The organism is Dactylosporangium sp. NPDC050688 (assembly GCF_040654515.1).
In the GTDB taxonomy this organism is placed as follows: Bacteria; Actinomycetota; Actinomycetes; order Mycobacteriales; family Micromonosporaceae; genus Dactylosporangium.
In genome coordinates this window covers 78,319-91,167 of the sequence record NZ_JBFAIC010000014.1, presented here as the reverse complement: position 1 = coordinate 91,167, position 12,849 = coordinate 78,319, and the positions used below count along the sequence as shown (strand labels likewise).

Genomic DNA, 12,849 nt, shown 5'->3' with positions numbered 1-12,849 from the left:
CGCTTGCCGTGTGCCGCGTTTCTGTGCTGTTGTCACAGTGGTCACTCGCGTCACATCAGCGGCGTCGTGCTGCCCGGCGGTGCTCGCGGACCTGCCCTTCGGCACGCCACCCGCTCGCTCGGCCATGGCTCCCCCAGATGCAAAATGGGCGCGCGACGCGCCGTCGCGCACTCCAGTGGCTGGCAAGAATACGGAATGTACACGCGTCCGACAAACATGCCACACGCATTCCGACCAATTGGATCAGTTATTGGTGCCGATCCTCGCCATGTTCGGCAAACCAGCGGGCAAGTCTTCCGCGCCTGCTGACCGCGCGCAGCCTGCGCTCGGCCGAGTCACGCACCTGTTCCGTGGCCACGATCAGCAGGCTGTCGTGGGTCTTGAGGCGGGTCTGCGGCTCCGGCACGAACGCGCCGCCGTCGCGCAGGACCAGCGTCACGACCGCGCCGACTGGCAATCGTAGCTCGTCCACGTGCACGCCGTTGAGCTTCGAGCCGGCCGGGATGCCCAGCTGCAGCAGGTCGGCGCCCATCCGCTCCAGCGGCGCCGACTCGACCTGCAGGTCGGTGGTCTCGCCGGGTGCCGCCACGCCGAGGCGCTTCGCGACCGGTGGCAGCGTCATCCCTTGCACCGCGGTGTACACCACGACCAGCACGAACACGACGTTGAACAGTGTCTGGGCGCCGGGCAGGCCGGCCGACAGCGGGATGGTGGCCAGCACGACCGGCACCGCGCCACGCAGCCCTGCCCAGGACAGGAACGCCTGGTCGCGCCAGCCGTACCGGAACGGGGTGACGCTGACCACCACCGACAGCGGCCGGGCGAGCAGGATCAGGACCAGCCCGACGACGAGGGCCGGCAGCACCGCCGCGCCGAGCTGGCGGGGCGAGGCGAGCAGGCCGAGCAGCACGAACAGCCCGATCTGCGCGAGCCACGCGAGCCCGTCGGCGAAGCCCAGCATGGCCCGGCGGTGCGGCAGGTGCGCGTTGCCGAGCACGACGCCGGTGACGTACACGGCGAGGAAGCCCGAGGCGTGCGCGACCGAACCCACCGAGTACGCCAGCACGGTGAGCCCGACGGCCGCGAGGGGATACAGGCCGGCGGACGGCAGCGCGGCCCGGCGCAGCGCCCACGTCCCGACGAGCCCGACGACGAGGCCGATCACACCGCCGGCGAGCAGCTCGTAACCGACCAGGGCCAGCTCGTGCCACCACGGGGCGGTGACCCCCTCCGGCAGCGACAGCAGCACCACCAGGATCACCACGGGCGCGTCGTTGATGCCGGACTCCGCCTCCAGGATCGCGGCGAGTCTCGGCCGCACCGGTATCCGGCGCAGCGTGGAGAACACGGCGGCGGCGTCGGTCGAGGACAGCACCGCGCCGTACAGCAGCGCCTGCTGCCAGCCGACGTGGAGCGCGTAGTGCGTGATCACGCCGACGACGGCGACGCTGACCGCGACGCCGACCGTCGACAGCACCACGGCCGGGCCCAGCACCGGGCGCAGCGTCGACCAGCGGGCCGTCAGCCCGCCCTCGGCGATGATCACCACAAGAGCGCAGATGCCGAGGGTACGGGTCAGCTCCGCGTTCTTGAAGTCGATGCCGAAACCGGCCTCACCGATGATCACGCCGAGCAGCAGGTAGACCAGGAGGCTGGGCAGGCCGAGGCGCACGGACAGGCGCACCGCGCCCACGCAGACCAGCAGCACCGCCGCACCGACCAACAGCGCCAGGTTGAGCTCGTGGCTCAATGCGCTCCCCGCTTCGCGGGATCCGGGTCCATCAGCGCGGCCACGCGGTCGGTGCACCCGTCGGGCAGCTCGACGAGCTTGTCCCGGCTGGCCGCGCCGGCCTTGAGCCGCAGCGCGGACGGGCGCACCCGCAGCGCCGCGGCGAGCGCCTTCAGCGCGGCGTCGGTGGCCTGGCCGTCGACCGGCCGGGCACCGACCGCTACGACCAGCGCGGGGCCGTAGGGGCCGGCGTGGCTACCGCCGACCGCGGTGCGCGAGGCACCCGGCTTCACACGGATCGCGATGGTGGGCATGCCTCATTGTGAAGGTTCACCCGATCGTGGACGAAAGCCGGGTCCGGTGAGCATCAGACGCGACCGGACAGGATCGCGTCGTTGGGCGCACAGATGCTGCACGGCGTGAAGCCGAGCTCGACCGCCTCGCAGACCGGCAGCGGCTCGCTCTCCCGGCCGAGCAGGTGCACGCAGCCGCGCACGTGGTAGCGGGGACGGCCGTCGATGACGAGCACCTCCTCGGTCATCGTGGAGACGCGGGCCACCTCGGCGGCCGACGACGGCTGGATCGGCGGCTCGTCCTGCGGGTCCTCGTCGTCGTACTCGTCGTCGTACTCGTCGCCGTCGACGGACCAGTCACCGGAGGCGGCGGCCGGGTACTCCTCGAACGGCGGCGCGTCCTGCTGCTGCGGCACCGCCCGCTCGTCGTGGGGCTCGTCGCGCACCGGCGCGGTGACCGCGGTCTCGCCGGCCGGGGGAAGGTTGGTGTCGGGACGGCCGCCGCCGCCCAGGCGGGTCGCTCCGCCGGTCGTGCCGGTCGCGCCGCCGGCGCCGCGGCCGTAGGTGGTGCCGCCGATGCGGGCGCCGGCGCCGACGGGCTGGCGCGCCTCCCGCGCCACGTCGGCGTCCAGGCGCGACTCGAACGGGTCGTAACGCTCGTCGGAGGGCACCTGCCGGCCGGTGCGCGCCGAGCGGGCCGCGGCGGCCTGGCGGCCACCGACGATGAGCGCCACCGCCGCGAGGAGGCTCGCTCCGATCGACGCCACCAGCAGGGCGTCAGCGCCTTGCAGCAGGCCCACCACGAGCAGGCCCACGGCCACGACGATCAGCAGCAGACTTCCGACGATCACGGCCTACCCCTCCGCAAGCTGAACCCGGCACATGCTGCACACATACCCGGGCGAGTGTCTCTCGCCCGTACAACGAACGAGACCCCGGATAGCGACCGGCGCCCCAGCCGATTTTCGGCTGGGGCGCCGCGTGTCGCATTGACCGGCGTGTCGGATCAGTGCTCTGTGCTGGTCACCTGCTGGGCGAGGTCAGCGCCCGGCGCCCTCGTAGCCACCGGCGAGGCCCGCCGTGGCCAGGCCGGCGCCGCCGCCGGCGGCGGCACGGGTCGCGCCCTCGTTGCGGGCGGTCATCTCGGCCTCGAGGCTCTGCTCGCGGCCGGTGAGGTCGCGCAGCTGGCTCTCCAGGTAGGCCTTCAGGCGGGTCCGGTACTCCCGCTCAAACTGCTTGAGCTCCTCGATGTGCTTCTGCAGCGCGGTCCGCTTGGCGTCCAGGCCGCCCATGGCCTCCTGGTGGCGCTGGCGGGCGTCGCGCTCGAGCGCGTCGGCCTTCGCCCGCGCGTCGCGGGTGACCTCCTCGGCCTTGGTGCGCGCGTCGGACAGCAGCTTGTCGGCCTCGCGGCGGGCGTCGGACACGTGGTCGTCGGCGGTGCGCTGGGCCATCATCAGCACGCGCAGCGCCTGCTGCTCGCCGTCGCCACCGACCGGGCCGCCCTGCGAGCGGATCTGGTCGAGCTCCTGCTGCATGCCGCGGGCGGCCTGCTCGGCGGACTGCTTCTCCCGCTGGACGCGCTCGAACTGCGTCTTCAGGTCGGCGAGCTCCGCCGCCAGGCGCGGGTCACCGCCGCCGGGGCCGGCAGGGGCACGGCCGCCACCACCGCGTTCGAGCTGCGCGCGCAGCTCGTTGTTCTCCTCAATCAGCCGGGCGAGCTCGCGCTCGACCTCGTCGAGGAAGGCGTCGACCTCCTCCTCGTCATACCCCCGTTTACCGATGGGGGGCTTCTTGAAGGCGACGTTGTGGACGTCGGCCGGGGTCAGCGGCATCGAAACTCCTCGGGTCAGTTGCGGCCGCGTGGCCGCCGAGCGGGGCGGGTCACGAGAACACCCCGATCAGTTGCCTTACCACGACGTTCATCAGCACGAACAGGATAACCAGCAGCACAAGCGAAGACAGGTCCACGGCCACGGTACCAATACGCAGCGGACGGATCACCCGCCTCAACGCTTTGAGCGGCGGATCGGTGACGCTCCACACCACTTCGAGGGCGGCCGCGGCACCCCGGCCCGGTTGCCAGCGGCGGCTGAACTGCATCACGTAGCCCATGACAAAGCGCGCGAGGAGCACCACCAGGAAGAGGTAGAGCAGCAGATACACGATCTGCAGGGTGATGGACACCACGGCCGTTGAGTCCCTCGCATCAGCTCTGGTTGAAGAACCCGCCCTCGGCGATCTTAGCTTTGTCCTCTGCGGTGACCTGGACATTTGCCGGAGAGAGCAGGAAGACTCGGTTGGTCACCCGCTCGAAGTTACCACGCAGGCCGAAAACGAGCCCTGCCGCAAAGTCGACCAAACGCTTCGCATCCGCCTCGTCCATTTCGGTGAGGTTCATGATCACCGGGTGGCCGTCGCGGAAGTGCTCGCCAATGGTGCGGGCCTCGTTGTACGTCGTCGGGTGCAGCGTCGTGATCGCGTAGCGGCGGTCGTCTGCGTCTTCCTCGACCACCGGCCGCTCCCTCGTCGACGTCTGCGGCGTGAGTGCCAGGTTGTCCCGTGTCGGGTAGCTGACGGTCGTGGGCCGGGTGATCGAGCGCACGGTGCTGCGGCTCGCGGCCGCGTCCCGCTCGGCGGCCGAGAGCCGCTCGGAGGTGGTCAGCCGCTCCGAGGCCGCGAGGCGCTCCGAGGCGGTCAGCCGCTCGGAGGTGGTCAGCCGGTCCGCCAGCCGGTCCGAGCCCGCCAGCCGGTCCGACAGCCGGTCGGAGGTCGAGAGCCGCTCGGAGAGCCGGTCCGAGGCGGAGAGGCGGTCGGACGTCGTGCGGGCGCGCGGCGCCGGCACCTCGTCGACGTCGTCCTCGTCGTCGGCGAAGTCGTCACCGTAACCCCGGTAGTGACGGTCGTCGTAGCCCCGATCGTCCTCGTCCTCGACGAGCCCGAGCCAGACACCCGCCCTGCGCAGAGCACCCATACGCGCTCCTCCGTCCACCGCCATGCGGCACTTCCCCCCGTTGTCGGTGCCACCGATCACCTGGTGCGACACCGCCCCGCCGGCGCAGAACCACACCCGTGTAATTTTTCCGTTCCCGCGGCCAGGCTACCCCAGCGGGGGTCGATTTCCGAGCAATGCGCTACCGACACGGACATGTGTCGAGCCGTGCGAAATCGCTGATTCGAGGTCCTCGCTCATGCCCGCGGAAATCCAGTCCGCGCCGGGAAAGGCGACCCGCAACCGCGCGGATACGTCGGCGAGCCGGCCGAATGCGGCGTCCGGTTCCCAGTCCAGTGGCGCGACCGCCATCACCCCTTTGAGTCGCAGCGCCGGGCTCGCCGCGACCGATTCGGCCACCTGTTCGACCGCGCCGGTGACGGCACCGCCACGGTGCGCGTCGTCGTCGAGGCTCACCTGGACGAGCACGTCCAGCGGCGTGTCGCGCGCCGCCCGCACCGCGGCGTCCGTGAGGGCGTCCACCAGGCGCAGGCTGTCCACGGAGTGCACCACGGAGGCGTAGGAGACCACCGAGCGGGCCTTGTTGCGCTGCAGCTGACCGACGAAGTGCCAGCGCAGCTGCGGCGGGCACGCGGCGGCCTTGGGGGCGGCCTCCTGGTCGCGGTTCTCCCCCACGTCCAGCACGCCCAGCGACGCCAGCCGGGTCACGTCCTCGGCCGGGTGCGTCTTGGTGACCGCGACGAGTGTCACCTCGGCGGGGTCACGCCCGGCGGCCGCGCAGGCGGCGGCGATCCGCTGCCGGACCGCCGCCAGGTTTCGCCCGATCTGCCCGGTCCGCGTGTCGCTCATGCCGTCCCCTCCGCTGCGCTCCGGCGCCGGCCTGAGCCACACCTGCGCCCATGATTCGCGGCTCCTCCGCTGCGCTGCGGACCGCTCATGCCGTCCCCTCTGCCGCGCTCCGGCCCGCCCTCTTGATCTCCCGCGGGGCCGGAAAAGAAACCTGGGTGGGTCCCGCAGGACCCACCCAAGTCTTTCAGGCGCCGTTCTTGAGGAAGTCCGGCACGTCGACGTCGTCGAAGAGCACCCGCCGGGGCGGCGGCGGGGCCTGGCGCTCCACCGGCGCCGGCTCCTTCGGCTGGTGGTGCGAGCGCGGCGGGCGGGCCTCCACCGGCCGGTACGCCGGCGCGCCGCCGTCGAAGCCGGCCGCGATCACCGTGACGCGGACCTCGTCGCCGAGCGCGTCGTCGATGACCGCGCCGAAGATGATGTTGGCGTCGGGGTGCGCGGCGTCGGTGACCAGCTGCGCCGCGTCGTTGATCTCGAACAGGCCGAGGTCGGAGCCGCCGGCGATGGACAGCAGCACGCCACGCGCGCCGTCCATGCTCTGCTCCAGCAGCGGGCTGGAGATCGCCGACTCGGCCGCCTCCACGGCGCGGTTGTCGCCGCGCGCGCTGCCGATGCCCATGAGGGCGCTCCCGGCGCCGCTCATGACGCTCTTCACGTCGGCGAAGTCGAGGTTGATCAGGCCCGGCGTGGTGATCAGGTCGGTGATGCCCTGGACACCGGACAGCAGCACCTGGTCGGCCTGCCGGAAGGCGTCCATCATCGAGATGCCCCGGTCGCCGAGCGCCAGGAGCCGGTCGTTGGGGATGACGATGAGCGTGTCGCACTGGTTGCGCAGCTCCTCGATCCCGGCCTCGGCCTGGACCTGCCGGCGCTTGCCCTCGAAGGAGAACGGCCGGGTGACCACGCCGATCGTCAGCGCGCCGAGCTTCCGCGCGATGTTCGCCACCACCGGCGCGCCGCCGGTGCCCGTGCCGCCGCCCTCGCCGCAGGTGACGAAGACCATGTCGGCGCCCTTGAGCACCTCCTCGATCTCGTCGCGGTGGTCCTCGGCGGCGTTCTTGCCCACGTCGGGGTTGGCGCCGGCGCCGAGCCCCCGGGTCAGTTCCCGGCCGACGTCGAGCTTGACGTCGGCGTCGCTCATCAGCAGGGCCTGGGCGTCGGTGTTGATCGCGATGAACTCGACGCCCTTGAGGCCAACCTCGATCATGCGATTGACGGCGTTGACCCCGCCGCCGCCGATGCCGACGACCTTGATGACCGCGAGATAGTTGTGCGGATGTGTCATCGGACTGCCTTTCCTTTCGAGGTTGGCGAGCGCCGATCCTTCCCGGAGCCGTCGTTCTGGAAACCCGACCCCGCGACGGGCGGCGTCCGCCATGCAGACGCACTGGATGCGGGTCCCGCAAACCCTCACCCTTTACTAGAGGCTTATAGTTATGTCAACTAATGCCTTATCGCAAGGTAAGGGCCCGACTGTCGTGATCCAAGGACCGCCGCCCGGCGTGTCGGCTATTCCCCGACGAAGCCGTCGACCAATTCCCTAACGGCGTCGAGGTGCCCGTTGTGACGGGCGGTCTCCTCGATCATGTGCAGCAGCACCCAGCGGACCGACACGGTCTCGCCGTGCCGCCTGCCTGCGCACGTCCCGCCGAGGTCCACGCCGGCCAGCAGCGACCGGGACACCTCGCACTGGCTGCGGTACCGCCGCAGGTTCCCGGCCAGGGTCGCCCCCGGCACCCGGCGCCAGTCCGCGTCCGGATCCTCCGCGGTCCAGGGCACCGGCACGTCCAGCCCGGCGAGGACCCGCTCGAACCAGTACGACTCGACCGCGGTGAGATGCGACACCAGGCCCGCCGCACTGGTCAGCGACGGCGTCGGCAGCGGGGTGCGCCAGGCGTCCTCCTCGGCCAGGCCCTCGCATTTGACGTGCACCGTCTCCCGGTGCCAATCCAGCCAGCCGGTGAGCAGCGCCCGCTCGTCACCGGTGAAGGCCACGTCGGTCCGGCTCACCGCTCCAGCACCACCCCGGGCGCGCTCACATCGAGCGTCCTGTCCGGCGGGATCTTCGTGAACTGCAGCACCCTGATCTTCGCCTCGTTCTCGGTCGCGTCGCCCCACACGACGGTCCGGCGGTCGGTCAGCTCCAGCCGGATGCGGGTGGGCGCGTCGGCGGCCAGCGCCACGAGCGGGTCGCGCAGCCACGGCGGCAGCGCCGCCAGCACGGTCAGCGCCGCCGTCGTCGCCGGGTCGCCGGGGCCGGGCGCGGCCAGGCGCAGCACCGGCAGGCCCGGCGGCGCCGAGCCGACCGGCAGGTACGCCACGCCGTCGGCGTCGAGCAGGACGAAGCCGAGCGCCCGGGGCACCACCGCGATCGCGGTCCGCTCCCGCACCACGAGCACCAGCGTGCGCGGGTACTCCTTCGACGCCTTGACGGTCCGGACCGGCTTGAGCTCCCGGACCCGGCGCTCCACGACGCCGAGGTCGAGCCGGGCCAGCGGCGTGCCGGGGGCGACCCCCGCCGCGTCGCGGACCTCCTGGGCGGTGAGCGCCGCCACGCCGGTCACCCGGATGCCGTGCACCCCGAGCGCCGGTGTGGCGTACACGACCGCGACGACCCCGCCGAGCAGCGCGACGACGCCGAGCCCCACCAGCCACGACAGCAGCACGCGCAGGCGGTGCTGCCGGGCCCGCTTCGCGAACCGCCGCTGGGAGGAGCCGGCGGGCGCGCTGCGAGGTGCGAGGACCAGCCGCCAGCCGCGCGTGGACGTCAAGGGCGCTCAGCCCCCGTCGGGCCGGTTGTGCCTGCCGACGTAGCCGCCGGCGGCGTCCTTCAGCGCGGCGAGCAGCTCGTCGCCCATCAGCGAGATCGGCGGCGCGCCCATGGTGACGACGACGTCGCCCTCGCGGACGCGGGCGATGACCTCGCCGGGCACGTCCTCCCACGACGGCACGAACACCTTGCGCTCCTCGGGAAGGTCGACGGCGGCGGTCAGCGCGACCCCGCCCTCCCCCGGCTCGCGGACCTCGCCCGGGCCGAAGACCTCCATGACGATCGCCTCGTCGGCCAGGGACAGCGCGGCGGCGATCTCGGCCTGGAAGTCGCGGGTGCGGTACATCCGGTACGGCTGGAACACCACCACCAGCCGCCCGCCCGCGGCGACCTCGCGCAGCGTGTGCATGGCCGCGGCGATCGGCACCGGGTGGTAGGCGTACTCGTCGTAGATCCGCACGCCGCCCTCGGCGCCCTTGAACTCGAACCGGCGCCGCACCCCGGGGAACGTCGACAGCGCCTCGATCGCCGACTCCGCGGGGATGCCCAGCCGCAGCGCGGTGAGCAGCGCCCCGGCCGAGTTCAGGCCCAGGTGGGCGCCGGGCACCGGCAGGTACACCTCACCGAGCGGCACCTCGTCGTGGTGCGCCACGTAGCGCACGCCCTGCGCCGAGGAGCGCACCTCGCTCAGGCGCAGGTCGGCGTCGGGGGCGGTGCCGTAGGTGACGACGTCACCGCCGGCGGCGCGGACCCGCACCGTCATGCGCTGCGCGCCGGGGTCGTCGGCGCAGGTCACCACGAACCCGCCGGGCTCGACCCGGGCGCAGAACTCGACGAACGCGTCCTCGAGGCCCTGCAGGTCGCCGTAGGTGTTGAGGTGGTCGGCGTCGATGTTGGTGACGACCGCGACGTGCGGGTTGTAGAGCAGGAACGACCGGTCGCTCTCGTCGGCCTCGGCCACGAACAGCTCGCCGCTGCCGTGATGGGCGTTGGAGCCGACCTCGGAGATCTCGCCGCCGATGACGAACGACGGGTCGAGCCCGGCGTGCTGCAGCATCAGCGTGATCATCGACGTGGTGGTGGTCTTGCCGTGGGTACCGGCGACCGCAACGCTGCGCCGGCCGACCATGGTCGCGGCGAGAGCCTCGGAGCGGTGCATCAGGCGCAGCCCCCGCTCGCGGGCGGTGACCAGCTCGACGTGGTCCTGCGGGATCGCGGTCGAGTAGACGACCGTGTCGACCCCGTCGAGGTTGGACGGCTGGTGGGTGCGGAAGATCGTGCCGCCGAGCGCCTTGAGCGCCGCCAGCTGCGGCCACTCCCGCAGCTCGCTGCCGGAGGTGGGGATGCCGCGGGTGAGCAGCAGCCTCGCCAGGCCGCTCATGCCGACCCCGCCCACCCCGACCAGGTGCACGGTCCCGAGATCCTCGGCCGTCAGCGCCCCGGTCATGCCGTCACCTCCGCTGTGCCCCGGCCCGGTCATGTCGTCACCTCCGCTGCGCTCCGGCGCCGCCCTGACCCGACGACTGCGCCCATGATGACCAGCCCTCCGCTACGCTCCGGCCCGGTCATGCCGTCACCTCCGCTGCGCTCCAGCGCCGTCCTGACCCGACGACTGCGCCCATGATGACCAGCCCTCCGCTACGCTCCGGCCCGGTCATGCCCCGACCACCTTCAGCAGGTACCGGCGCAGGGCCTCGTCGCCGTCGCGGCGGCCGTAGCCGGCGGCGGCGTGGCTCATGGCCGCGAGCCGCGCCCCGTCGCGGACCAAGGGCACCACCGTGTCGGTGACCCACTGCGGCGACAGGTCGCCATCCTCCACGATCAGCCCGCCGCCGGCCTCGACGACCGGCAGCGCGTTGCGGCGCTGCTCGCCGTTGCCCCACGGCAGCGGCACGTAGATCGCCGGCATGCCGACCGCGGCCGTCTCGGCGCAGGTCATCGCGCCGCCCCGGCACAGTGCCAGGTCGCCGGCGGCGTAGCCGAGCTCCATCTCCGACAGGAACTTGACCTTCACGTACGGCGCGGGCAGCCCGCTGGGCACCTCGACGTCGTCGTTGCGCGCGCCGATGATGTGCAGCACCTGCACCCCGGCGGCGGTGATCTGCTTCGCCGCGCCGGACACCGCCAGGTTGATCGAGCGGGCCCCGGCGGACGCGCCGAACACGAACAGCGTCGGCAGGTGCGGGTCGAGGCCGAAGTGGGCCCTGGCCCGCTCCCGCAGCGCCGCCCGGTCCAGGGTGGCGATGCTCTGCCGCAGCGGCACCCCGACCACCTCGGCGTGCGCCACGGCCGGGATCTGCTGCGCCTGGTGCGGGAAGCCGAGCACGATGTGCTTGGTGAAGCGCATGCCCATCTTGTTGGCCACGCCGACCGGCACGTTGACCTCGTGGATGACCGTCGGCGTCTTGCGCCGCCAGGCGGCGATGTAGGCCGGGACCGAGACGTACCCGCCGAACCCGACGACCGCGTCCGCCTCGACCTCGTCGAGGATCTCGCGGGTCGCCTTCGCCGCCTTGTACATCCGGTCCGGGGTGCGGACCAGGTTCATGTTCACCGAGCGCGGCAGCTGGAAGGCGGGGACGTGGCGCAGGTCGTAGCCGCGCTGCGGGATGATCTCACCCTCCATCCCGCGCTCCGAACCGATACAGGTGATCCGCAGGCCGGGATCGTGCCGGCGGAGGCAGTCGGCGAAGGCGAGCAGCGGGTAGATGTGCCCGCCGGTGCCTCCGCCGGCCAGCACCACGGAACGCAGCGCTGCCATCAGGAGCTCCTTCCGCGGGTCCGCCCGGGGCTGCTGCCGTTGGGCACCAGGGGACGACCCGTCGCGCGTGTCGAGGGGACGTCACCGTCGCTCTCCGAGCGTGCGCGCGGCAGCGGCGGCAACGGCGCCCAGAGTAGTCGCACCCACTTTCGCGGCGGACGGGCATGCATGGCTCTGGCACAGTCGGGCTCGGCGCGGGCCGCGGAGCTGAGCATCCCGGCCGCGCCGAGTGCCACGACCAGGGCGCTGCCGCCGTCGGAGATGAACGGCAGCGGCAGGCCGGTGATCGGCATGAGCCCGACGACACCGCCGATGTTGATGATCGCCTGCCCGACGAACCAGATGGTGATCGCGGCGGCGACGAGCCGGCGGAAGGGGTCCTCGACCCGGCGGGCGATGCGCAGGCCGGTGTAGGTGAGCATGCCGAAGAGCACCAGCACGACCAGGCAGCCGACGACGCCGAGCTCCTCGGCGACGATGGCGAAGATGAAGTCGTTGTGCGCGTTGGGCAGCCGCCCCCATTTCAGCTGGCTCTCGCCAAGCCCGACGCCGAACCAGCCGCCGTTGCCGATCGCCCAGAGACCGCGCAGGTACTGGTACCGCCCGGCGGTCGCGTCGGCGTCGATGGACGGGTCGAAGAAGACCTTGATGCGGGCCAGCCGGTAGTCCTTCTCTGCCGGCAGGAGGATCAGTGCCAGCACGCCGGCCACCACGAGGCCGCCGAGCCAGCCGAAGACCGGCAGCCTGGCCCCGGCCGCCCACAGCAGCCCGGTGAACAGCACCACCAGGCAGATCATGGAGCCGAGGTCGTTGTACCCGACGAGCAGCAGCAGCACGACGGTGACCGGCAGCAGCGGCAGGAACAGCTCGCGCCATGACAGGATCATGCGCCCCTTGCGCACCAGCAGGTCGGCGCCCCAGACGACGAGGGCGACCTTGGCCAGCTCCGCCGGCTGCACCTGGACGCCGCCGAGGTGCAGCCACAGGTCCTCGGCCCAGATCGGCCCCAGGTGAATCGGGTTCACCTCCGCGCCGGGAGGGGTGCGGCTCGCGGCGAGCCAGCCCATCAGGTCGACGAATCCCATGAGCACGAACGCGGCGATGAGCAGCGGCACGGCGATCGCCCGGAACGTGCGCACCGGCAGCCGCTGGCAGACCCAGAAGGCGACCAGGCCGACCACCGCGAAGATCGTCTGCTTGAATACGGGCCCGAACGGGCTGCCGTTGTCCGCCACGCTCTCGATGCCGGTGACGGAGAACACCATGGTCAGGCCGATGAAGACCAGCAGCCCGACGCTGGACAGCAGCAAATAGTAGGACGCGAGTGGTCGGTCGAGCAGTCCCCGCAGCGCGTCGAACCAGCCGAGGATGCCGTTGCCGGGCGGCGCCGCCGGTACCGACGCAGCCGCCGCAACCGTGTCCTGCTCACCGTCGCCCCGCATGGGGACCATCATGCAGCCGGGACCCGCGCGGCCGGACGACCACGGGATCCCGGCGTGT

Annotated in this window: 13 protein-coding genes; all 13 read right to left on the bottom strand. The window is 72.2% G+C overall.

Going from position 1 to position 12,849, the window contains the following annotated elements:
• Nucleotides 1-247: 247 nt before the first annotated feature.
• The 13 genes from AB0H83_RS16305 to AB0H83_RS16245 all read right to left on the bottom strand — a co-directional run bounded on the left by AB0H83_RS16305 (nucleotide 248) and on the right by AB0H83_RS16245 (nucleotide 12,791).
• Nucleotides 248-1,750: a potassium/proton antiporter gene (locus AB0H83_RS16305; protein WP_360093512.1), complete on the bottom strand. Its 1,503-nt coding sequence runs from the start codon at nucleotides 1,748-1,750 to the stop codon at nucleotides 248-250.
• Nucleotides 1,747-2,043: a DUF167 domain-containing protein gene (locus AB0H83_RS16300; protein ID WP_360093509.1), complete on the bottom strand. Its 297-nt coding sequence runs from the start codon at nucleotides 2,041-2,043 to the stop codon at nucleotides 1,747-1,749. Before AB0H83_RS16300 ends, AB0H83_RS16305 begins: the two co-directional genes overlap by 4 nt.
• A gap of 53 nt (nucleotides 2,044-2,096) precedes the next feature.
• A complete protein-coding gene (locus AB0H83_RS16295) occupies nucleotides 2,097-2,642 on the bottom strand; it encodes a hypothetical protein (protein ID WP_360093772.1) in 546 nt (181 codons plus the stop codon).
• A 420-nt stretch (nucleotides 2,643-3,062) separates the two neighbouring features.
• Nucleotides 3,063-3,854 (bottom strand): DivIVA domain-containing protein, encoded by a 792-nt coding sequence (locus AB0H83_RS16290; RefSeq protein WP_360093506.1) that lies wholly within the window; start codon nucleotides 3,852-3,854, stop codon nucleotides 3,063-3,065.
• 49 nt (nucleotides 3,855-3,903) lie between these two features.
• A complete protein-coding gene (locus tag AB0H83_RS16285) occupies nucleotides 3,904-4,209 on the bottom strand; it encodes a YggT family protein (RefSeq protein ID WP_033356596.1) in 306 nt (101 codons plus the stop codon).
• Nucleotides 4,210-4,228: 19 nt separating this feature from the next.
• On the bottom strand, nucleotides 4,229-4,993 hold the full coding sequence (gene sepF, locus AB0H83_RS16280; RefSeq protein WP_360093502.1) for a cell division protein SepF: 765 nt from the start codon (nucleotides 4,991-4,993) through the stop codon (nucleotides 4,229-4,231).
• A 126-nt stretch (nucleotides 4,994-5,119) separates the two neighbouring features.
• Complete coding sequence (locus AB0H83_RS16275; protein WP_360093499.1) at nucleotides 5,120-5,821, bottom strand: YggS family pyridoxal phosphate-dependent enzyme; 702 nt, start codon at nucleotides 5,819-5,821, stop codon at nucleotides 5,120-5,122.
• A 184-nt stretch (nucleotides 5,822-6,005) separates the two neighbouring features.
• Entirely contained in the window at nucleotides 6,006-7,103 is a 1,098-nt protein-coding gene (gene ftsZ, locus AB0H83_RS16270) for a cell division protein FtsZ (protein ID WP_033356593.1), read from the bottom strand.
• 224 nt (nucleotides 7,104-7,327) lie between these two features.
• Nucleotides 7,328-7,828, bottom strand: coding sequence for a DinB family protein (locus tag AB0H83_RS16265; RefSeq protein WP_360093495.1), 501 nt, complete (start codon nucleotides 7,826-7,828; stop codon nucleotides 7,328-7,330).
• Complete coding sequence (locus AB0H83_RS16260) at nucleotides 7,825-8,589, bottom strand: FtsQ-type POTRA domain-containing protein (RefSeq protein ID WP_360093492.1); 765 nt, start codon at nucleotides 8,587-8,589, stop codon at nucleotides 7,825-7,827. The genes AB0H83_RS16265 and AB0H83_RS16260 overlap by 4 nt, the downstream gene beginning before the upstream one ends.
• A 6-nt stretch (nucleotides 8,590-8,595) precedes the next feature.
• Nucleotides 8,596-10,035, bottom strand: a complete 1,440-nt coding sequence (gene murC, locus AB0H83_RS16255; RefSeq protein WP_360093489.1) for a UDP-N-acetylmuramate--L-alanine ligase — start codon at nucleotides 10,033-10,035, stop codon at nucleotides 8,596-8,598.
• A 207-nt stretch (nucleotides 10,036-10,242) separates the two neighbouring features.
• Complete coding sequence (gene murG, locus AB0H83_RS16250; RefSeq protein ID WP_360093486.1) at nucleotides 10,243-11,349, bottom strand: undecaprenyldiphospho-muramoylpentapeptide beta-N-acetylglucosaminyltransferase; 1,107 nt, start codon at nucleotides 11,347-11,349, stop codon at nucleotides 10,243-10,245.
• Nucleotides 11,349-12,791 (bottom strand): putative peptidoglycan glycosyltransferase FtsW, encoded by a 1,443-nt coding sequence (locus tag AB0H83_RS16245; RefSeq protein ID WP_360093483.1) that lies wholly within the window; start codon nucleotides 12,789-12,791, stop codon nucleotides 11,349-11,351. Before AB0H83_RS16245 ends, murG begins: the two co-directional genes overlap by 1 nt.
• Nucleotides 12,792-12,849 lie beyond the last annotated feature (58 nt).

Coding starts and splice junctions, on each gene's coding strand:
- AB0H83_RS16300 (WP_360093509.1), bottom strand. CDS start 2,043: ATGCCCACCATCGCGATCCGTGTGAAGCCGGGTGCCTCGCGCACCGCG.
- AB0H83_RS16290 (WP_360093506.1), bottom strand. CDS start 3,854: ATGCCGCTGACCCCGGCCGACGTCCACAACGTCGCCTTCAAGAAGCCC.
- sepF (WP_360093502.1), bottom strand. CDS start 4,993: ATGGGTGCTCTGCGCAGGGCGGGTGTCTGGCTCGGGCTCGTCGAGGAC.
- AB0H83_RS16275 (WP_360093499.1), bottom strand. CDS start 5,821: ATGAGCGACACGCGGACCGGGCAGATCGGGCGAAACCTGGCGGCGGTC.
- ftsZ (WP_033356593.1), bottom strand. CDS start 7,103: ATGACACATCCGCACAACTATCTCGCGGTCATCAAGGTCGTCGGCATC.
- murC (WP_360093489.1), bottom strand. CDS start 10,035: ATGACCGGGGCGCTGACGGCCGAGGATCTCGGGACCGTGCACCTGGTC.
- murG (WP_360093486.1), bottom strand. CDS start 11,349: ATGGCAGCGCTGCGTTCCGTGGTGCTGGCCGGCGGAGGCACCGGCGGG.
- AB0H83_RS16245 (WP_360093483.1), bottom strand. CDS start 12,791: ATGCGGGGCGACGGTGAGCAGGACACGGTTGCGGCGGCTGCGTCGGTA.